A 20,861-nucleotide genomic window follows, 5' to 3' on the forward strand; every position below is an offset into this window, starting at 1 on the left:
ATCACAGGTTCAACAACCCGAGAATACGGGTCGAGCCACTTCAGACAATAACCTTATTAAAAACGCAGTTTCTGACACCTGACACAAAAGAACAGGCTTGAGCATGGAACCAGGCGCGAACTGCTGACGACAATACTAAAACAGCAACACGGAACAAAACCACCCGAAACGCTGCTGATGGGTCAACATGATCGAGCGACAGGAGCTGACGATGAAACGACCTCAACACGACGCTACGTCTTCGCGCATTCGTTCAACAGGTCATGATGGGCGCCAATACTACTGCCTGACTGACCCCGATGGGTACTTGAATTCGGTCCTTTATCAGGTGGTTCCGGCTGGAAAGAACTTTTTCCATATTCTTGAAGTGACCAGCGGCAGAGTCAAAGGCTTTCGCAGCGACCACATCCAGGCCTGTGAATTGGCCAGGCAGTTGGAAGCCAGGCTGCATGCCGTTCACGGTGGCATCGTTTCGTCACCCGGATGACTTTACCGCCCCGCCGTAGCCCAACAACTGCCATACTGCCGCGTCCATTGAAGCCTGCCCCTCGCGGATCAGGTTTCATCAGTGCAGTGATCTGCACAGCTATCTTGCGCAGCTACCTTGAAGGGAAGGCGATACGTGACGGAATTTGATATTGGCGAGTTTTTTATCCATGGCGACGCCCGCGAAGTAAACGGTGAATTTCAAGCGGTCATCATCATGCGGGCCAAACCACCGCTGAACACTGTCACCCACCATCAGGTCGAAAAAGACTGCTGGTTCAAGACCGCCGACGCCGCCGCCATTGCCGCAAAAGAGGCCGCCAAGGCCCTCAAGACGGCCGTGGATGCAGGCGCACTCAATTCCTGAAATCCGATAGAACTCTGCCGAGGCCAAAGCCTCACATGCACAACGACCATCAGCCTGCATGGAGAACGTACTATGGACGCGCCAATCCCCTCCCTTGAAACCCTGTTCGAACAACTGGGCCTGGACTCAACGCCAGAAGCCATCGACGCATTCATCGTCGCCCATCCGCTCCCTGAAGAAGTGAAGTTGATCGACGCTCCTTTCTGGACGCCTCAACAAGCGCAATTTCTCAAGGAAGAATTACGTGAAGACGCCGAATGGGCAATACCGGTGGATGAGCTGAACCAGCGCCTGCATCAATCGCAATAGCGCACACCTCAATGCAGGCTGTCTGACTGCTCCAGGCTCATCAACGCTTGCCAGGCAGCCCTGCACTCCTCCGCCTCATCGCGGCTGGCGAACGCCGTGCCGCGTTGTTCGCCATTGAGCAACACCACCCAGCACGCCTTCTGGCCCAGCGCACGCAGGGTTTGAGGCACACCGCTGCCGATCATCACGGCCACATCGACTTTGTTTTGCATGGAGCTTCTCCGCCGCATTAGTTAGCTGGCTAACAATGTTGAGCATGCTACGGTTTTCTTCCAGTAGGAAAAAGCTATCCCCGGAATAGCTGCGTTGCATAAACCGCAACAATTACGCGCGAGCGGTCTTCGCACCTTCTGGTTTGTAGCCCAGGCGCAAGCCGCCCCAATGCCGGCCCTTGACCATGATCGGCACCGACAAGTCGTGCATCAGTTCACCGGTGTCGCGCGTGTAGGTTTGCAACAACACCGCTTGTTGATGGCTGCCACAACGAATACCCGTGCGGTCATCAAACTTGCGCTTGGTGCGGTTCTGCACCGCGTCGACCTGGGCATCGCCGGTCAGGGGCTGGGAAAATGCCTTGTTGTGGGTCGGCACATAACCTTGAGGGGTGCAGGCAATAGCGAATACCAGCCCTTCATGGCGCGGCAGCAGCGCCTCCTGGATCGCCGGCAACACCTGATCGGTGTAACCGTCAAAACGCGTGTGGTACTTGCTCGGGCTGGTATTCGGGATCGGGGTATAGCTGCGGTCGAACAAGTCCTCCAGGCTGATGCGGTTTTGCTGGATATCGGCCTCGAACTGCTCGGCAATGCGCCCGGCGCCTTCGCGGGCCAGGTCGTAGATACGTTGGTGATAGTCATCCAGACCGACTTGCGCCAGGCGCTCGCTGATCGTTTCAGCCTGCCCTTCCATTTGCACGGCCATCTCGGCCAGTCGGCGGGTTTGCTGATCGCTGACCGACAAATCGCTGCGCATCTGTTCCACGGCATGGAACAGACTGTCGAGCTGGGTACGGTTGGTGTCGGTGCCCTGGGCGATTTCATTGACCTGCCCTTCCACGCCCGCAGCCAGGTTGGCGATGCTTTCCAATTGTTCACCGGCCTGCTCCACCCGCTCGACGCCGATGTGCAGGTCCGCCGACAACTGGCGAATCTGCTCCACCACCTGGGCAGTGCGCTGCTGGATATCGGCGACCATCACCCCGACTTCATCGGTGGCCGTGGCTGTGCGCCCGGCCAGGCCGCGCACCTCATCGGCCACCACGGCAAATCCACGCCCGTGTTCACCGGCACGCGCGGCTTCAATGGCGGCATTGAGCGCTAACAGGTTGGTCTGGCTGGCGATGGATTGGATCACCAGGGTCACACGCTGGATCTCTTCACTGCGCTGGCTCAATGCTTCAATCAGCTCGCGGCTGGCATTGGCGCGCTGGCTGAGTTGGTGCATGCGGGTGATCGACTCGGCCAACACTTCGCGGCCTTCGGTGCTACGGTGGTGGGCCTGGCTGGCAGCGTCCAGGGCCTGACGGCTGAGCTGCGCGGTGACCTGCTCGGTGCCGATCATCACTTCGGCACTGCTGACGATCTGCTTGGCGGCGCCCAACTGCGACTGCAGCCGCGCCGCCAGTTGCTTGACCGAATAGGCCACGCCCGCAGCGGAAAGCGCGTTATGACTGGTGGTGTGGGAAAGATCGCGGGTCAGTTCGCCTATCGCATCGACGGCCTGGGTCGGTGCCGCTCGCGGTGTTCGAGCTTTGAGGGAAGGCAACCAAATCACCAGCAAGGCCAATGGCAGGCACAGATAAATCGGCAAGCCGGCGAACGCCAGGCCCAGCAGTACCAGCACCAGGGCGGCGCTCTGCAAAAGCGGCGTCAGCCAGCCGGGCAGCGCCCGTGTCACCGTGTGCGGCGGCACTGAGGCGCCCATCAGAGATCCGTCTCCAGCCATCGTCGTTACCCCGCTGCTTGTCGTTATTGTCTCTGCATTAAACGCCACTATCGAGCCATTATCCATGGGCCTTTAGTGGGAGAACCTGCAGCAGATCAATAAGCCGGGCGTAACAGATGTTTCTCCGGAGAGCCGACAACACGGCCCTCCGCTCACCGCATCAGGCTTGACGCTGGTGCTTGTCGATCTGCTCGTGGCGCTCTTGCGCTTCGATGCAGTACTTGGTGGTCGGGCTGATCAGCAGGCGCTTGAGGCCGATAGGCTCGCCGCTGTCATCACACCAGCCGAAGGAATCTTCCTTGATGCGCTCCAGGGCGCGCTCAAGTTGCGGCAGCATACGCTGGTCGCGGTCGATAGCGTTTACCAGCCAGGTGCGCTCTTCTTCAACGGAAGCGGCGTCAGCCGGGTCGGCCGGAGTGTCCAGGCTTTCAATGGCGATGCGGTTCTGTTCAATGCGCTCGTGGTGTTCCACTTTCATGTCTTGCAGCAACTTCTCGAAAAAAGCGTGCTGTTCGGCATTCATGTAGTCATCCGCCGGCATGGCCAGCAACTTTTCCTTTGTCATTGATTTCTCTATAAAAAATACGTGCATTAAGGCGAATAAGGGAGCGTTCCGGTCGACCTCTGCAGGTCTCGGAAGGGCGCCATCCATTCCAAGCGCCACCCGGCACTCAATTTACGAGGGGCGGCAGTCTAAGGCCGAGTTGAGGGCGCAGCAACTGAAAAGACAGGCAATTTTTCCCGGATAACCCCCAAAGGCACCAGGACGGGCTCGGCGAATGGTCATCGGAGTGCGTTTATAGCAAGAAATTCAGTCTCGTGGAGCCATATAGAAGACAAACGGTTGAGAAGTCCGCCAGCAATACATAACGCCTGGCACGGTCCGAAAGGGATTTAGCTGTTGACTCCTGCACTTTTGCACCGAAAAAGGAATGTTCATGAGCGTTACCACGTACGCTGCCAGCCCGGTTTCATCGGCTGTCTCAAGCCATTTCGCCAACCGCCCCGCCCTGGCCAGCATCGCCCGGCAGTTGCTGGCCACCTTGATCGCCCAGGCGTTTCCAGATTTATCCATCGACCTGAGCCGCACCCAACTGGCGATGCCGGCAATGGGGGGCGGCTGGACATTGCGACCGTTCATGTCTCTGGTGCTCGACTCCATTGCCGACGGCATCCCGCTGGACGTCAGTGAGCGCGAAGGCCGCCGGTGCTTCCTCACCGACCATCCCCCCACTCCGTTGAAGCCGGCAGGCAAGGCCGGGTTAGACATGGGCGAGATTTCCAGCCTGGTCAACGCGCTGCCCTGGCTCTTGCCCATCGCCCTGCAAAATACCCTGAGCGAGTACTGGCGTACCGAAGGTGAAGGCGGCGTGAGCCGATGGCGCTGGCTGAGCGATACATTGATGGACGGCCTGAGCCTCAGCACGCTCAACCAGGCGGACCTGACCTCGCACGAACGCAGCCTGCTCGGCCAACTGGTTGATTACCCCGACCGTGATCTGCGTATCGAGCGTTTCGGCGCGCGCGCGGTGCATGCCTATTTCCCCCACGCCACCCTCAAGGCGTCGCGACAGACCCAGCGCCTGCTGAGCCCCGACCTGCTTTTGCTGGGCCAGGACCAGGGCAAGCCCCATGTACTTCTATGCCCGCTCGCCGGCCCCTGTGAGCGCTTCGCTGCAATCGATGCGGCGTTGCAGGCATGGGCCGGGAGCATGACCCGCGACGTCGTGGTTGAACACATCACGCTGCAACGCTTCGAACCCGACGGCAACCTGTTCGATATCCAGGCCGCCATCCTCCTCAACCAGCAGTTACAACAACTTCAGGCCCTGGACCTGCCGGCGCGCCAGGGCCTGGGCACCCTCCAAGTGGTCTACCATCACCTGACGGACCCGGCCAGCACCTTCGCCGAAGCCCCGGCAGCCGGCTCGTCACTGCTGGAGACCCTGCGCGACAGCGCGGCGCCCTGGCTGAAAAACGCCTCCAGTGCCGACCGCGCCCGCTACCGGCACTACAGCCTGAAACTGGCCAGCGCAAAAAAACGCAGCGGCGGCCGCACCTTCCTCAGTGACCTGCCTGACATTCGCAGCTTCACCCGCACAGCCCTGCTGGATCAGCTCAAGCGCGATGAAAAGCGCTTCGGCACGCCTGGCCCCGAACAGGGCGATGCCGCGCACGTGCAACCCGATGACCTGCAACTGACCTTCAGCGTGGCCGTCGGCTACCCCGGGGGCGCCGGGTTTGTCGAAACCGTGCACATGAGCCTGACCGACCTGGCGATCAACAACCTCCAGGCTCAACCCCGAGGGCGGCTGACGATTGCCCACCGGCAAGGGCTGCCACTGCCCGCCTGGCTGACCGCCGACTATATCAATGGCAGTGACGGGCTGATCCAGCAGTTGGACATCGGCCGGGTCTATCCCGAGTTGCTCAAGACCCATCTGATGGGTGACAGCGAAGACACACAACAACGCCAGCAGTCTTTTGCCGAACAAACGATGGCCCATTTACCGCTGCTGGCCTTGGAACTGAGCCTTACGCAGGCGCACGGCTTCACCGCCGAGGGCGCCGCCTACGTGGCAGCGCTGATGGCGCCGAGTGCCGAACAGCGCCAGGTCGACGGCCAGGCGGTGGTCATCCGCCATCTGGCTCTGGTACGCAAGCCGCAGGCAACGCCGGATGAGGTGTCCAACATGTACATCATCGAATCCGAAGGCCGCCAGGCCGGCCCGCACATTCTGTATCGGCCGTTGTATCCGGACGCACTGCTGCAATTTGCCAGCCGTGAACAGCTGCTGCAGGCCATTGCCGAACCCGGTCAATTGCAAGACAGCGTATTGACCTGGCTGTCCGACGGCGCGCGGCCGATCTATGCCGATGGTGGCTTCCGGCAGCCGCATTACGTGCGTTTCGGCAGCGGCGATGAGTTTGAACTGCCTGAAGTGCCCAAACCGGCGACCCTGGCGATCGAAGGGGTCAGTGACGAGCTGTTGCAATTTCTCGGCAACGGCCACTTGATGGAATACCTCTATGGCAGCAACGCACGAGCCTTGGTGGACCAGGCCGACCGCACGTCGGTGTCCAACACCGAAAGCCGCTGGAAGGTCTTGATGGAGGGTGCCGGGCTGCTCTTCGGAACACTGCTGCTGCCGCTGGCGCGCGGGCCGCTGATGCTTACCGGCTGGCTGCTGAGCCTGATGGCGGCCGCCACGCGCGACATACCGGCACTCAACAGCCAGGACCCGGTCGCACGAGAGCTGGCGGTGGTCGACTTGCTGCTCAATATCGGCCTATTGATCTTCCAGTGGGCTCCCCCACCCCGGCCCGCGCTGCAGTTGGCGGCAGACAGCACGCGCCAGGCGCTGCGCCAGCCCTTCGCCCAGCGGCTGCCGGAACAATGGCCACGACCGCCCGAGCCGCTGATGGACCCGGGACCGGTACTGCTCGACAGCCAGGCGCCGGCACTTTCGCACACGGTGGTGGATTTCAGTTTTTCCAGCGCCCGCCATCGCCTTTCGCCGACACAGCGGGCATTGCTGTCGCGCCTTCAGGCCCCCGTACCCGAGACGGTGCCGGAACCGGTGCTGAACGGCCCACGCAAAGGGCTGTATTACTTCCTGCGCGACTGGTATGCGCAGGTGGACGGACGCTGGTATCAGGTACGCCTGGCGCCCGAGGGCGACGTGGTAATTGTCGACCCCTTCGACACCACCCGGTTGGGCCCGTACCTGCGTACCGATGGTCAGGGCAATTGGTCATTGGACCTGCGCCTGCGTCTGCGCGGCGGCATGCCGCTCAAGCGCATTGCTGCCGAGCGCGAACGCAAACGGCAACGCAAAGTGCAACTGGTCGCCGAGCGCGACCGTTTTCTCAACGCAGGACAGGAACTGCGCGACGGCAGGCTGGTGCCCATCCCCAGTGTGCAGCAAGCGTTGCAGATCAAAGTCGACACAGCCGAAGCGTTGATGAAGCTGGCGGCGACCGACGCCAAGTACTCGGACGCGGCCCGGGCCAACACGCGCAAGAATTTCGACACCGCCTTGAACGAGCAGACCGCAGCGTATCAAGGCCTGCTCGACAGCCGTCAGGAACGCAATGAACTGGGGATCCCGATCCCGGACGCGGTGGCCGCAATCTTCCTGGAAAACGCGGTGAATAATCTGCGCAAATCAGTGGTCGTCGCCGATATGGACCGCCAGGCGCTCTATAACGAACACCAGGATCTGACCGTGCCCTATGCCCAGGCGGTACCGGCGATTCTGGCCGATACGCCGCGTTATGCTCAGTTCCTCAAGGACATGAGCCTGATCAATGAGCGCCAGATCAATGCCCTGACCCTCAAGGATCGTTACTTGCTGGAGCTGTTCAATCTCGGCCGGCCCGGCCTGGACAGTTACAACCGCCTGACCGTGGGGCGCACCGAGGAGCTCAGTGCGCTGGCGCTCAAACATCTGCAATTGCAGAACTACAAATACTTGAGCAAGAAGCACTGGCAAACGGGGTTGTTCAAGAACTCACTGGACACCGCCCTCGACCCTTTAGGGCCGCATATTCGCACCCACAGCGAACTGAACGTGCTGAACCTGTCCGCCGCAGAGCGCCTGGAAGTGCTGGATAGCCTGTTCCAGCATTACGGCCAGGCCCTGGACGCTTTGCAAGGCATGGAAATGGTGCAGGCCGAAGAGTTGGACGCCGACTACTTCCAGCGCACCAAGGCCTTGGTCGATTCGTTGTATCAGGACGTGGTGCAGCAACTGGCCGGCGAAGTAAAACCCCAGGTCGACGTAATAAAACGCCCCTCGAAACGCCCGCTGACCGGCACGGGCGGGTCAGCGAAAAAACTGATCCGCACGCGCAAGCAGGGCTATTTGATCGGTGAACTGCAACCCGCCGGCTCGCGCCTGGACATCGAGGTCGTCGAAATGCGCTCCGAACAGGACAATAAGCTGCTGGCGACCTATTCGCAGCATGAAGACAACTGGGATGAAGTGCGTTTCGAGCGCAGGACATCTGCGCCGGTCCTGCCACCCGGCACGCGTGCACTGAACATCGTCAAGGGCGCCGCACGCAAGCGTTTGCAGACACTGGCGTCGATCATCAAGCGCGAGGAAGGGTATGCGCAGGTGTCACGGTTTCCTATCGAGATTCAGGAAAGCCTGGAGGCTGAGGCCGCACGTTTCGACGATCTGGCCGGTGAACTGGACCGCGCGGTTGAAGCCCAATCCACCGCCGAACGCGTGGCCACCGACCACCTGCTGGTGGATGAACTGCGCGCAGCGGCCCGGATGCTCGTCGACAAGGGCAAGGCGCTGCGTACGCAACGCACTCTGGCACTGCCACCGACCGACAGCCACCTGGCCTACCTCATCGAACAGGATCAGGTGCAGATCGGTGGCCTGGGGCCGCGCCAGCCCATGAAGGGCGAGCGTCAGGACTTCATTCAGGAGTTCGTGGTCAACGACAATCGCGGCTATCCGCTCTGGTTTGCGCATTTTCATTACCCCGAGGCCAGCACGCCGAAGCAGGCGTACACCGTGGCGCATTTGAAAACCAGGGAACAACGCAAGGAGAGTTACTACTCGCTGCTGGCCAAGGCGCAAAGCCCGCAGAGCGTGGTGGATGTACACCGGGGGGCGATCAGCCACGCACTGGCCGAACGCTGGTTCTTGCCCCTGGCGCTGTGAGCCGGCTTTCAGTGCAACCGGACAGGGGAGCTGGCGGGCGCTGCGCCAAATGCCAGTCACTCAAGAAGGAGAAAGGCTAAAAAGTAACCCGTGGCGAGGGAGCTTGCTCCCGTTTGACTGCGCAGCAGTCCCATCTTTGTAAACAAAGAGCGGGGCCGCTTCGCGGCCCGACGGGAGCAAGCTCCCTCGCCACACATACAGCGTTCACCCTTAACTGACTGGCATTAGGCGCCGCGCCCCTGTTTTTTGACCGGATTGGCCGGTACCCTGTCAGCGTTTGAGCTTGCGCTTGTTGCGGTATTGGTCGATCACCACCGCCACCACGATGATCAGCCCCTTGATGATGTCCTGGATATACGCATCCACCCCGACGAAAGTGAACCCGCTGGCCATCACGCCGAGGATCAGCGCGCCGATCACGGTGCCGGTGATACGCCCTACCCCGCCCGCCAGGCTGGTGCCGCCGATCACCGCGGCGGCAATCGCATCCAGCTCATAGGACATGCCCATGCCGGCCTGGCCGGTGGCGGCACGCGCCGAAGCCACCACGCCGGCCAGCCCGGCGAGCAAGCCGGCGATGCTGTAGACAATGATCAGATGGCGCTTGACGTTGATCCCCGAGGTACGCGCCGCCTGCATGTTGCCGCCGATGGCGTAGGTGTACTTGCCGTATTTGGTGTAGCGCAGGGCGATATGGAAGATCACCGCGACCACCAGGAAAATGATCACCGGCATGGCGCCACGGCCAATCGCGGTGTATGCGTCCGAAAGCATGCTCACCGGCTGGCCTTCCGTGTAGTAACGCGCCAGGCCACGGGCCGAGACCATCATGCCCAGGGTGGCAATGAACGGCGGAATACCGGTGACGGCAATGATACTGCCGTTGATCGCCCCCGCCAGCAGCCCCACGCCCAGCCCCATCACCACCGGGATCCATACCGGCAAATCAGTCAGGCTTGGGAACACAGCCCGGGAAAAGTCGGACGTCTGCGCCAGGCTGGCGGCAATCATCGCCGACAGCGCCAACACGGAGCCCGAGGACAGATCGATACCCGTGGTGATGATCACCTGGGTCACGCCAATCGCCAGCAGTCCGATGATCGACACCTGCAGGATCATCAGCACCAGCCGCTGGGAGTTCATCAAAAAACTCTGGTCCCGCACAATCCAGCCAAACAGTTCAAACACCAGCCCGATGCCGATCAGCACCAGGAAAATGCTCAACTCGGTGGGCATGCGTCGACGGTTCTTGACCGGCGCCGCAGCAGGCTTGTTTTCTGTTATCGCGTTCATAGCCAATCACCTTCTCACTCTGTACGTCAGTGGACTGCCGTCATACCGGAAGCCAGCTGCATGACTTTTTCCTGGGTCGCATCCGCACGGTCCAGGGTGCCCATCAGTTCGCCTTCGTGCATCACCATCACCCGGTCGCTCATGCCCAGCACTTCGGGCAGTTCCGAGGAAATCATGATCACCGCCATGCCTTCGCTGGCGAGGAAGGCAATCAAGCGATAGATCTCCGCCTTGGCGCCCACGTCGATGCCGCGAGTGGGCTCATCGAGAATCAGCAGCCGTGGCTGGGTCATCAGCCAGCGCGCCAACAGCGCCTTCTGCTGGTTGCCGCCGGACAAGGTGTCGATGCATTGTTCGAGGGATGGGGTTTTCACACGCAGCTTCTTGCACATGTCTTCGCACAGCGCCCGCAGGGCCTTCTGCTGGATAAACCCGTTACCCGAATAATGCGGCAGCACCGCCATTTCCATGTTTTCCAGCACCGAAAGGCACGGAAACAGGCCGCTGAGCTTGCGATCTTCGGTCAGCAGCGCGAAGCCTTTTTCAATCGCCATGTGCGGATCAGTGATGCGTATCGCCTTGCCGTCGAGGGTCATTTGCCCGCCATCGCTCGGGGTGATACCGAACAGGGTTTCTGCGACGTTGGTGCGGCCCGAGCCCATCAACCCGGCAATACCGAGAATTTCACCGGCGTGCAGGTCGAACGAGACACCCTTGAACACCCCGTCCAGCCTCAGATCGCGTACCGACAGCAGCAACTCGCCGACCGGTGTCTCGCGCACCGGGAACAACTGGCTCAGTTCGCGGCCGACCATCATCGAGATCAGGCTGTCGCTGTCCATGCTGTCGGCACGTTGCAAGCCGATGTACTGGCCGTCACGGAACACCGCCACTTCATCGGCGATGGCGAACACTTCGTTCATTTTGTGCGTGATGTAGACAATGCCTTTGCCCTGGGACTTGAGGTCGGCAATGATCGAAAACAGGTGGGTGACTTCCTTTTCGGTAATCGCCGAGGTCGGTTCGTCCATGATCAGGATATCGGAGTCGTAGGACACCGCCTTGGCGATCTCGACCATCTGCCGTTCGGCAATGCTCAGGTTCCCCACCTGCTCTTCGGGGTCCAGGTTGATCCGCAAGCGCGCCAGCAACTCGGCGGTGCAGCGGTGCATTTCGCGGTGGTTGACCATGTGCAGGCTGTTGAGCTGCTCACGGCCGATCCAGATATTCTCGGCAATGCTCATGTGGGGCATCAGGTTGAGTTCCTGATGGATCATCGCGATCCCGGCCTTCTGCGCCGCCAAGGGTGTTTCGAACTTGATCGGCCGGCCCCGCAGGCGAATCTGGCCGGCGTCCGGTTGATAGATACCGGCAATGATCTTCATCAGCGTCGACTTGCCTGCGCCGTTTTCACCCATCAGCGCCAGCACCGTACCTGGGCGCACCCGCAGTTGCACATCGGCCAGGGCCACGACACCGGGAAAGGCCTTGCTGACGTTGACGATTTCCAACAGGTAGGGTTCTTGCGGTTCGACAGACCGGGTACCGGGAGGCTGCGAAGCAGTCGCTTGAGCGAACATAGAAAAGTACTCCATCTGCAGGGCGGCCGTGACCGCCCTGCCGGCTTATTGTTGTTATGCCAGGGCTACTTGAAGTCTTTGAGGTTGTCCGGCGTGATCAGCTTGAACGGGATGACAATGTTCTGCTCGACCGTTTCACCTTTGGCCATCTTGCGTGCCGCCTCTACCGAACCGCCCGCCTGGCCTTTTGCGTCCTGAAACACCGACACCGTCATCTCACCCTTGGAAATCGCGTTCAAGCCATCCGGCGTACCATCCACACCGGCAATCAACACGCTGCCCGGCTTGGTACCGGCCGACTTCAAGGCCATGGCGGCACCAATGGCCATTTCATCGTTGTTGGCGAGCACGGCATTGAACTCGCGGCCCTGGGTCAACCAGTCGTTGACCAGGGTCATGCCCTTGTCACGCAGCCAGATGCCGGTCTGTTCCTGGTCGGTCTTGATATCCGGGTACTTGGCCAGGACTTCCTTGATGCCCTTGGTGCGGTTGGTGGTGGAGTTGTTCGCCAGGTCACCGAGCAGGATCACGATCTTGCCCTTGCCGCCCAATTTGTCGGCGATGTACTGCATTTGCAGGCGGCCGGCCTCTTCATCATTGGAGGTCACGGCGGCGACACCTTTGGGTAGGTCCTTCTGGTCGGGTCGACGGTTGACGTAGACCAACGGGATGCCGGCCGCGGTCGCCTCCTTGCTGATTCTTGCCGTGGAGGCGGTGTCCACCGGGTTGACGATGATCGCGTCGACTTTCTGACTGATGAAATTCTCGACCTGGCTCAGTTGCTTGACCACATCAGCCCGGGCGTCTTCGAATTGCAGCTGTACGCCGTCGCCCTTGGGATAGGACTTGGCTTGCTCAACCATGAACTCACGCACGTTGGTCAGGTAGGTGTCATCGAATTGCGACATGCTCACGCCGATCTTGAGATCGGCGGCCGAAGCAAAGCCGCTGGTCAGCAGGATGGACAACGCCAGCGCGGTAAATCGGATCGGGGTCTTCATGAACGGTCTGTCTCCACATTTTTGTTGGTTTTCTGGACGTTGCGTTTATCAGAGCTCGGCGGGCAGTCGAACCACCGGTGCGCCTGGAATGCAGCACACCAGAGCGCCTTGGGTTTCGACACACAGCACATTAAGGAAGGAAAAATAAAACGGACGGGGGCGGGGCAGACCGCGTGGCGCGAAAAGGGGGCGTAAAACTCGCAGTACAGCGTTGAAGATTTTCATCTGACGGTACCTGGTTGTTTTTGATCTTGTTTTTGTTGAGTCGTGCGAATCGGGTTCGAACGTACTTTTTGCAACCTGGAAAAGACTTTATTGGAAAATAATTTCTACATCAACACATTTTAGAATTTTATTCCATTTTCGTTGAAACCACTTGCTGGCGCTCGGCGCTCAGGCGTGCGGCGTCCAATATACGGGTGGTTTCCAATGCCTCATAGGCATCCACCGGCAGTGGGCCGTGGCCCTGCACTGCGCACAGCAACTGACGGTAGAACTGGGTCCAGCAGCCTTTTTCCGACGGCACACGCTCGCGTTCCGGCCCCTGCTCGAACCAACCCCAGCGCCGATGTTCTTCAGCGCCCCAATGTTCACCTTCAGTTTTCGGTGACTTGCCGGCCATCAAGGCTGCTTCCTGGCCGTCCAGTCCGTCCACCGTGTAACACCCCAGGGTGCCGCTCACCCGAAAGCGCGGCGCCTGGCTGTTTTGCAACGCACTGCCCCATAAATGCGAAATCACGCCATTAGCGTGCGTCAGGCAGACAAAAAAACCGTGGTCGAGGTTGGGGTGCTCGCGGCTGTACTGCAGTTGCGCAAACACCCGGTCCACGGGGCCGAACAGTTGCAGCGCCTGGTCCACCAGATGGCTGCCCAGGTCGCGCAGCCAACCACCGCCACTGGCGTTGCCCACTGCTTGCGGGCTGTAGCGTTCGACCCGGGATTCAAACCGGGTGATTTCGCCCAGGACACCCGCGTCGATGAGCTTGCGCAAGGTCAGGTAGTCCGAATCCCAACGCCGGTTCTGATAGACGCTCAACAGTACGCCCTGGCGTTCGGCGGCGGTAATCAGGGCTTGGGCCTGTTCAGCATTGGCGGCAAAGGGTTTGTCGCTGACCACGGCCACGCCATGTTCGATGGCCTCCAATACCAGCGCCGGGCGGCCTTTGAGCGTCGTAGAAATGACCAGCGCGTCGACACCGGCCTCGACGATCTGGCCAATGCTGTCGAAAGCTTTCACACCGGGGTGGTCGCTGTTCAATTGTTGCCGGCGCTCCGGCGAGCGTGTCACCACCCCAACAAACGTGGCGCCCGGCAGTGTGGCAATCAGCGGCGCATGAAAGAAGCGTCCGCCGTGGCCGTAGCCGACCAGTCCAATTCGCATGCTTGAACTCCTTCTTGAACTGCACACCCAATGCAAATGTGTGGGGCTTGCTCGCTCCCACACCGACTGCAGCGCAACGATACGTTGGCGATCAGCCGTAGAAGCGCGGGCGCTCGGGCAAGCTCACCTTCACGATCTGCTCACTGCTCTGCGCCTCGATACAGGCATCCGCCGCCACCGCCGCCGCAAACCCGTCCCACGCGGAAGGCCCACCCACCTGGCCTGCGCGCACGCTATCAATGAAGGCTTGCAACTCCACGTCGTAGGCCCCGATAAACCGATCTTTCCAATCCATCAAAATCGCATTCGACAGTTTCGCGTCGCTGCGCAGTTGCACCTGCGACGGCTCCGGCAGTTTGGCGATGCCGGTCTCCCCTACCACTTCGCACTGGATGTCATAGCCGTATTGGCAGTTCACAAACACTTCCACATCAATGCGCGTGCCCCTGGCGGTTTCCAGCAGCACGATCTGCGGATCGCGCAGGTGCGCCAACGCCTTGCTCGACTTGCGCGGGAACACCACTTGCACCGAGACGTAATCGTCGTCGAGCAACCAGCGCAACACGTCCAGCTCGTGGATCAGGGTGTCGGTGATCGCCATATCGGTCGTGTAGTTCTCCCCCACCGTCGGGTTGCGGTGGGCGCAGTGCAGCATCAATGGCTCGCCGATCCGGCCGCTGTCGATCACCGCCTTGAGGGCGCGATAGCCTTCGTCATACGGGCGCATAAAACCGACTTGCACCAGGCGCTTGCCATAAGCCACTTCGGCGTCGACGATCCTGCGGCAGCCTGCAGCCGTCACTGCCAGGGGTTTCTCGCAGAACACCGGCTTGCCGGCGGCGATGGCCGCCAGCACGAACTCCTCGTGGCTCGGCCCCCAGGACGTCACCAGCACCGCCTCAACCTGCGGCGAAGCGATCAGCGCATGGCCGTCCGGGTACACCTCGGCGTCCAGTTTCAAATCCGCCACCACCTGGGCCGCTTGCGCAAGGTTGATATCGGTCACTGCCACCACCTGGCTGTTGAGCAGGGTCTGGCTGCAACGACGGATATGGTCCCGGCCGATGGCGCCCGTACCGATCACTCCAAGCTTCAACGACATATATTCACTCCTCTTGTTAATTAGTACTGCCGAGCCTTGGCCAACTGCTCATTGAGTTTTTTCGCCGCCGCATTCGTGCGCTCGCTGGTGGAGACCTGCGCCACGCCCACCCGCCACCACGACAGGTAGCCATGGACCATGGTCTTGGGCAGCACCTTGATGTCAATCAGCGTCGAGACGGTCTGCGTGCGTGCATCGGCCAAGGCCGCTTCCAGTTGCTCCACCGTGCTGACCCGGTAGGTCTTGCAGCCGTAAGCGGCCGCACTCATGGCGAAGTCCACCGGCACCAACCCACCATCGAGCTTGCCGCTCTCGGGGTTGCGAAAACGGAATTCAGTGCCGAAGCTGTCCATGCCATTGCCGATCTGCAGGTTATTGATGCAGCCGAAGGCCATGTTGTCGAACAGCACCACGTTGATTTTGCGCCGCTCCTGAATCGAGGTGGCGAGCTCCGAATGCAGCATCATGTAGGAGCCATCGCCAACCAGTGCATAGACCTCGCGGGTTGGCTCGGCCAGCTTGGCGCCCAGGGCGGCGTTGATCTCGTAGCCCATGCACGAATAGCCGTACTCGACGTGGTAAGTGTTGACGCCCTTGCTGCGCCAGGCGCGCTGCAGGTCACCGGGCAGGCTGCCGGCGGCGGCAACGATGATCGCGTCGTCGGCCAGGGCCTGGTTCAGCACGCCGAGTACGCGGCTTTGAGTCAGGCAGGAGCCGGTCAACTCGATAAACTCGCGCAGCACCGCGCGGTCCAGACGGTCGTCGACCTCAGGCACGAAGTCGTCGCCCTGATATTCCACTTGGTGCACGCGCGCGATTTCGGCGTCGAGCCGAGCCTTGGCCGCGTGGATCTGCCCGCCCCAACCGGCGCGATAATCACCCAGCGCGTCGGCCAGCGCTTCTAGGGCGACTTGCGCATCCGCCAGCACTTGCACGCCATCCAGCTTCAAGGCGTCGCAGGGGCTGATATTGAGATTGAGGAACGTCACCTCGGCATGCTTGAACAGCGATTTCGACGACGTGGTGAAGTCGGTGTACCGGGTGCCGATGCCGATGATCAGGTCCGCGTCCGGCGCCAGCAGGTTGGCCGCCAGGCAACCGGTCTCCCCCAGCCCTCCGACATTCAGCGGATGGCTGGAGACCACGGCGCTCTTGCCCGCCTGGGTTTCGGCGAACGGAATATCAAAGCGTTCGGCAAACGCTTGCAGTGCGGCATTCGCGCCGGAGTAGCGTACCCCGCCTCCGCAGATGATCAACGGTTTGCGCTTGCCCGCGAACGCCGCCAAGGCATCAGCGATCATTGCCGCGCTGGGCGGACGACGCTCGATGCGGTGCACGCGCTTTTGCAGGAAATAATCCGGATAGTCCCAGGCTTCGGCCTGCACGTCCTGGGGCAATGCCAGGGTGACCGCGCCGGTTTCGGCCGGATCGGTGAGCACGCGCATGGCGTGAATCGCCGCCGTCATCAACTGCTCGGGACGGTTGATCCGGTCCCAGTACTTGCTCACGGAACGAAAGGCGTCGTTGGTGCTGATACTCAAATCATGGAACTGCTCGATCTGTTGCAATACAGGGTCGGGCTGGCGGCTGGCGTAGACGTCGCCGGGCAACAGCAACAACGGGATGCGGTTAGCGGTAGCCGTCGCGGCGGCGGTCAGCATATTGGCCGCACCCGGCCCCACGGACGCGGTGCACGCGTAGATCTTGCGACGCAGGTGCTGCTTGGCAAAACCGATGGCCGCATGCGCCATGCCTTGCTCGTTGCGGCCCTGATGCACCACCAGGTCACCGCTGTCCTGCTCCAGGGCCTGGCCCAGGCCCAGCACATTGCCGTGGCCGAAAATCGTGAACACCCCGGCGACAAACTTGCTCTGCACGCCATCGACTTCGATGTATTGGTTATCCAGGAATTTCACCAGGGCCTGGGCCATGGTCAGTCGAGTTGTGGTCATGAAGCGCCCCTTAAAGGTCCAGCAGCCAGCTGTGCTGCGGGTCGTTATGGAAATGCCAGGCACGCTTGGGGCCGGCCATCACGTTCAAGTAATAGGACTCATAGCCATACGGCACGCTGACCGGGTGATAGCCCTTGGGCACCACCACCAAGTCGCTGTTTTCCACGGCCATGGCCTGGTCGATGCTGCGGTCATCGGTGTAGACGCGCTGGAACACGAAGCCCTGCGGCGGGTTGATCTGGTGGTAGTAGGTTTCTTCGAGAAAACTCTGGCGCGGCAGGTCGTCGGTATCGTGCTTGTGCGGCGGGTAGCTCGACGAATGCCCGGACGGCGTGCGCACTTCCACCACCAGCAGTGAATGAGCCGGCTCGCTGTCGGGCAGGATGTCGCAGACATAGCGGGTGTTCGCGCCCTTGCCACGCACGCTGCGCTTGCACTGTTCGGGGCGGATCAGGCGGGGTTCGAAACCCACTGCGCCGGGCGCGGCGCAGACGGCGATTTGCACATCGCTCAACGCCGTCACTTGGGCATCGGTGCCGGGCGGCAGGTAGGCGGCGAACGGGGATTTATCCTCGAACACCGACTGGCGATCGCCGAGGTTCTGCCAGTTGAAGCCCTCGCCCTGGATATTGACCCGACCACTGAGCAGCACCAGGCACAACTCTTTGTCCCCGGCGCTGACCGGCAGGGTTTCGCCCAGGCTCAGGCGGTAAGCGGAAAAACCCACATACTCCAGGCGCCCGGCTTCCAAGGCGACCATGGTTTGTCCGCGTTTACTGCTTTTGACCAGCAAGCTCATCACTCAAACCCTCTCGTTGAGAAGCGCGCGCAAGGTGTCGTAACCCTTTTTTGCGTAGATGTAGCTGGGTGCCACAGCCGGGTCCTGCTCGGCTTCCACCACCAGCCAGCCTTCGTACTTCGCGGCCTGCAGCACATCAAGCAGTTCGGCAAAATCGATATCGCCGTCACCCGGCACGGTGAAGGTGCCGTTGACGATGCAATCGGGGAAGCTCCACATCTGGTTGCGCGCCAGTTGCACCACGGGTTTGCGCACGTCCTTGAAATGCACGTGGCAGACGCGGTCGATGTGTTTGCGCAGCACCTCGACAGGTTCGCCGCCGCCCATGTAGCAGTGGCCGGAATCGAACAACAGGCCGACTTCAGGGCCTGTCCGGCGCATAAGCTGGTCGATGTCTTCAGGCGACTCGACGTAGGCGCCCATATGGTGGTGGTAGGCCAGGCGCACACCTTGAGACAGGGTGAAACGCGCCAATTCGGTGAGTTTGTCGGCGTATGCCTGCCAGGCTTGCTCGCTGTGCAGGCGCGGACGTTCGATCAGGCGGATACGCGAGCCCTGGATGGAGTCGGCGACTTCGCCATACACCAGCACCGTGGCGCCATTCTGTTTGAGCAGTTCGACGTGGCCGGCGATGGCTTCGATTTCTTCGGCCACCGAACGCCGCGCCAGGCGGCTGGAGTACCAGCCGGAGACCAGCGCCAGGTCGTAGGGGCGCAACACGTCGGCGACGCCCTTGGCGTCCTTGGGGAATTTGCCGTTGAGTTCAAAACCTTCGTAGCCGATGTCCTTGCCTTCGCTGAGGGCCGTGCTCAAGGGCGTTTCACCGCCCAGGGCCGGCAGGTCGTCGTTGCTCCAGGAGATCGGGTTGATGCCAATTCGGATTGCGGGCATGGCTGCACCTTTTGTTTTTATCCAGAGATCGCTCGGATCTGCTTGATGTAGAAGGGGCTTGCCCCCTCCCACATTTGATTGCATTTCAAGTTGAAAACGGTGTTCAGGATCGTGCACTGCACCAGGCGTTGATCAGTTGTTCAAACGTTGCCTGCACGTGCTCAATCAGGGTCTGATCATCAATCTCCCCCGCCATCCACGCCCGGCTCGGCGCCTGGAAGATCGTACGGCCCACGGCGAACCCCCGGCAGGTGGTACTGTGGCTGGCTTGCAGGAAGCCATTGGCGAGACTTTCAGCCGATGCATTCAGGCCCAGCAGCACCACGCCACGGCAGTACGGGTCGCGCTCCTGGATCAGTTCGTCGAGCTTTTTCCAGTCCTCGGCCGACTGCGCCTCGATCTTCCACCACGCCGGGTAGATGCCCAGGTTGTACAGGCGCTTGAGGCTGCGATACAGCACATCCGGGTAAGTGGATGGATGATCCTTGGGCGGGATGACCTCCAGCAGCAGTTCATGGCCGCTGACCAGGGAAGCCTCATACACCGCCTTGAGTTGCGCTTCCTGTTCCAGGCGCAGCAGCGGCTCGTCGTCCGGGTGGAATTGCACCAGGCACTTGATGATTTGCTCCTGGGGCCAGGCGATCAAGTTACTGCCGACCGAACGGCCGTGCTCGAACGCCAGGGGCCGCGAGTTCTGCACCTCCACCGGACGCGCAATCCACCAGCCGCGACCGCTGGCGGAGTTGAGCGCATCCTGGCCAAAACGTTGGTCGGCCAGCAGGCCCACATCGGCTTCGATACCCTGCTCACTGAGTTTTTTCTCTACCCGTTCGATGGCCTGGATGAACAGTTGCTTGATCGCGCTGATGCGCTCCGGGCCCTGCCCGCCCTTTTGCGCCAGGTCCACCAATTGCCACCGGTGATCGAAGGCAAACACGAACAACTGCTTCCAGGCCTTGCGCGGCACTGTGACGCGATGCAGGCGTTGCAGGGTGACATCCTGATCCGGCCGGGTAATGGGCACCGGGCTGTTGAACAGGTAATCCAGTTCGGCGGGCGTCGGCATCGCCGGGGCGCAGGCATGGCGCGACACCACCAGGCCGCCACAGGCATTGGCCAACTGGCTGCAACGCTCATCGCTGGCATCGTTCAGCCAACCGCTGAGGAAGCCCGACATAAACGCATCGCCGGCGCCCAATACATTGAGCACTTCAACCCGCACGCCGGGATAGATCGCGCCGTCTTCCAGGCGCGGCGGGATTGCGCCGTGGATCACCGTGCAGCCCTGCGGGCCGAGCTTGACCACCAAGGTGGCCGGGGTCAGTTCACGCACGGTACGCAGGGCGGTCAACAGGTCTTCACTGCCGCCGGCGATCAGGAACTCTTCTTCAGTGCCAACGATAAGGTCGAAAAGCGGCAGGATTTTCTGCACGTGCTGGCTGACATTCTGGTCGGCGACAAACCGGGTTTCACCGTCCGCCTTGCCTGCCAGGCCCCAGAGTACCGGGCGGTAGTCGATGTCCAGCACACGCTTGACGTCGTGCCGGGCGGCATAGTCCAGGGCCTGGAGACTGGCCTTGTACACGCCATCGGTGGAGAAATGCGTACCGGTGATCAGCAGCGCTTTGCTGGACGCAATGAAGGCTTCGCTGATGTCTTCGGCACGCAGCGCCATGTCCGCGCAGTTTTCGCGGTAGAACACCAGGGGGAAGGTTTCTCGGTCCTTGAGGCCGAGCAGCACTAGGGCGGTGAGGCGTTCAGGATCGACTTTGATGCCGCTGACATCGCAGCCTTCACGGGCCAGGGATTCCACCAGGAAACGGCCCATATGGTCATCCCCTACCCGACTCAGCATCGCCGACCTGAGCCCCAGCCGCGCCGTGCCGAAAGCGATATTGGCGGAAGACCCGCCGAGGTACTTGGCAAAACTGGACACGTCCTCAAGCCGCGCACCCACTTGCTGTGCGTAGAGGTCGACGCCCAAGCGCCCGAGGCAAATCAGATCCAATTGACGCCCACTGGCAAAACGAGTCTGGCCCATGCTGGCTCCTGTTATTTTTATCAGCCTGCGT

Annotated in this window: 16 protein-coding genes; 4 read left to right on the forward strand and 12 right to left on the reverse strand. The window is 61.1% G+C overall.

Features of this window, described 5'->3' with window-relative positions; translation table 11 throughout:
- Positions 1-211: 211 nt before the first annotated feature.
- From EXW71_RS21955 to EXW71_RS21965, 3 genes are all read left to right on the forward strand, one after another.
- On the forward strand, positions 212-487 hold the full coding sequence (locus EXW71_RS21955) for a hypothetical protein (RefSeq protein ID WP_123718742.1): 276 nt from the start codon (positions 212-214) through the stop codon (positions 485-487).
- Between the two features lie 135 nt (positions 488-622).
- Complete coding sequence (locus tag EXW71_RS21960; protein WP_123718141.1) at positions 623-853, forward strand: hypothetical protein; 231 nt, start codon at positions 623-625, stop codon at positions 851-853.
- Positions 854-925: 72 nt separating this feature from the next.
- Positions 926-1,162: a DUF2789 domain-containing protein gene (locus tag EXW71_RS21965; protein WP_123718140.1), complete on the forward strand. Its 237-nt coding sequence runs from the start codon at positions 926-928 to the stop codon at positions 1,160-1,162.
- Between the two features lie 8 nt (positions 1,163-1,170).
- On the opposite strand, the gene EXW71_RS21970 is transcribed toward EXW71_RS21965, so the two are convergent.
- From EXW71_RS21970 to EXW71_RS21980, 3 genes are all read right to left on the reverse strand, one after another.
- Positions 1,171-1,374 carry a hypothetical protein gene (locus EXW71_RS21970; protein WP_123718139.1) on the reverse strand — a complete coding sequence of 68 codons (204 nt, stop codon included), beginning with the start codon at positions 1,372-1,374 and terminating at the stop codon, positions 1,171-1,173.
- Positions 1,375-1,486: 112 nt separating this feature from the next.
- Positions 1,487-3,172, reverse strand: a complete 1,686-nt coding sequence (locus EXW71_RS21975; RefSeq protein ID WP_372241341.1) for a methyl-accepting chemotaxis protein — start codon at positions 3,170-3,172, stop codon at positions 1,487-1,489.
- A 94-nt stretch (positions 3,173-3,266) separates the two neighbouring features.
- Positions 3,267-3,671: a TraR/DksA C4-type zinc finger protein gene (locus EXW71_RS21980; protein ID WP_003191666.1), complete on the reverse strand. Its 405-nt coding sequence runs from the start codon at positions 3,669-3,671 to the stop codon at positions 3,267-3,269.
- Positions 3,672-4,044: 373 nt separating this feature from the next.
- On the opposite strand from EXW71_RS21980, the gene EXW71_RS21985 reads away from it, so the two are divergent.
- Positions 4,045-8,790, forward strand: a complete 4,746-nt coding sequence (locus EXW71_RS21985; RefSeq protein ID WP_134660873.1) for a dermonecrotic toxin domain-containing protein — start codon at positions 4,045-4,047, stop codon at positions 8,788-8,790.
- Between the two features lie 270 nt (positions 8,791-9,060).
- Here the strand turns inward: EXW71_RS21985 and EXW71_RS21990 are convergent, their stop codons facing one another.
- From EXW71_RS21990 to iolC, 9 genes are all read right to left on the reverse strand, one after another.
- Positions 9,061-10,083: an ABC transporter permease gene (locus EXW71_RS21990; protein WP_123718136.1), complete on the reverse strand. Its 1,023-nt coding sequence runs from the start codon at positions 10,081-10,083 to the stop codon at positions 9,061-9,063.
- A 26-nt stretch (positions 10,084-10,109) separates the two neighbouring features.
- Complete coding sequence (locus tag EXW71_RS21995; RefSeq protein ID WP_134660874.1) at positions 10,110-11,663, reverse strand: sugar ABC transporter ATP-binding protein; 1,554 nt, start codon at positions 11,661-11,663, stop codon at positions 10,110-10,112.
- Between the two features lie 65 nt (positions 11,664-11,728).
- Entirely contained in the window at positions 11,729-12,664 is a 936-nt protein-coding gene (locus tag EXW71_RS22000; RefSeq protein ID WP_134660875.1) for a sugar ABC transporter substrate-binding protein, read from the reverse strand.
- A gap of 352 nt (positions 12,665-13,016) precedes the next feature.
- Positions 13,017-14,045, reverse strand: a complete 1,029-nt coding sequence (locus EXW71_RS22005) for a Gfo/Idh/MocA family oxidoreductase (protein WP_134660876.1) — start codon at positions 14,043-14,045, stop codon at positions 13,017-13,019.
- Between the two features lie 91 nt (positions 14,046-14,136).
- Positions 14,137-15,147 carry a Gfo/Idh/MocA family protein gene (locus EXW71_RS22010; protein WP_134660877.1) on the reverse strand — a complete coding sequence of 337 codons (1,011 nt, stop codon included), beginning with the start codon at positions 15,145-15,147 and terminating at the stop codon, positions 14,137-14,139.
- A 20-nt stretch (positions 15,148-15,167) separates the two neighbouring features.
- Positions 15,168-17,099, reverse strand: coding sequence for a 3D-(3,5/4)-trihydroxycyclohexane-1,2-dione acylhydrolase (decyclizing) (gene iolD / locus EXW71_RS22015; protein WP_134660878.1), 1,932 nt, complete (start codon positions 17,097-17,099; stop codon positions 15,168-15,170).
- 10 nt (positions 17,100-17,109) lie between these two features.
- Positions 17,110-17,898, reverse strand: coding sequence for a 5-deoxy-glucuronate isomerase (gene iolB / locus EXW71_RS22020; protein ID WP_123718130.1), 789 nt, complete (start codon positions 17,896-17,898; stop codon positions 17,110-17,112).
- A 3-nt stretch (positions 17,899-17,901) separates the two neighbouring features.
- Positions 17,902-18,789, reverse strand: a complete 888-nt coding sequence (gene iolE, locus EXW71_RS22025) for a myo-inosose-2 dehydratase (RefSeq protein WP_134660879.1) — start codon at positions 18,787-18,789, stop codon at positions 17,902-17,904.
- Positions 18,790-18,892: 103 nt separating this feature from the next.
- Positions 18,893-20,830 carry a 5-dehydro-2-deoxygluconokinase gene (gene iolC, locus EXW71_RS22030; RefSeq protein ID WP_134660880.1) on the reverse strand — a complete coding sequence of 646 codons (1,938 nt, stop codon included), beginning with the start codon at positions 20,828-20,830 and terminating at the stop codon, positions 18,893-18,895.
- Positions 20,831-20,861 lie beyond the last annotated feature (31 nt).

Source organism: Pseudomonas sp. BCA17, from assembly GCF_004519405.1.
Classification (GTDB): Bacteria; Pseudomonadota; Gammaproteobacteria; order Pseudomonadales; family Pseudomonadaceae; genus Aquipseudomonas.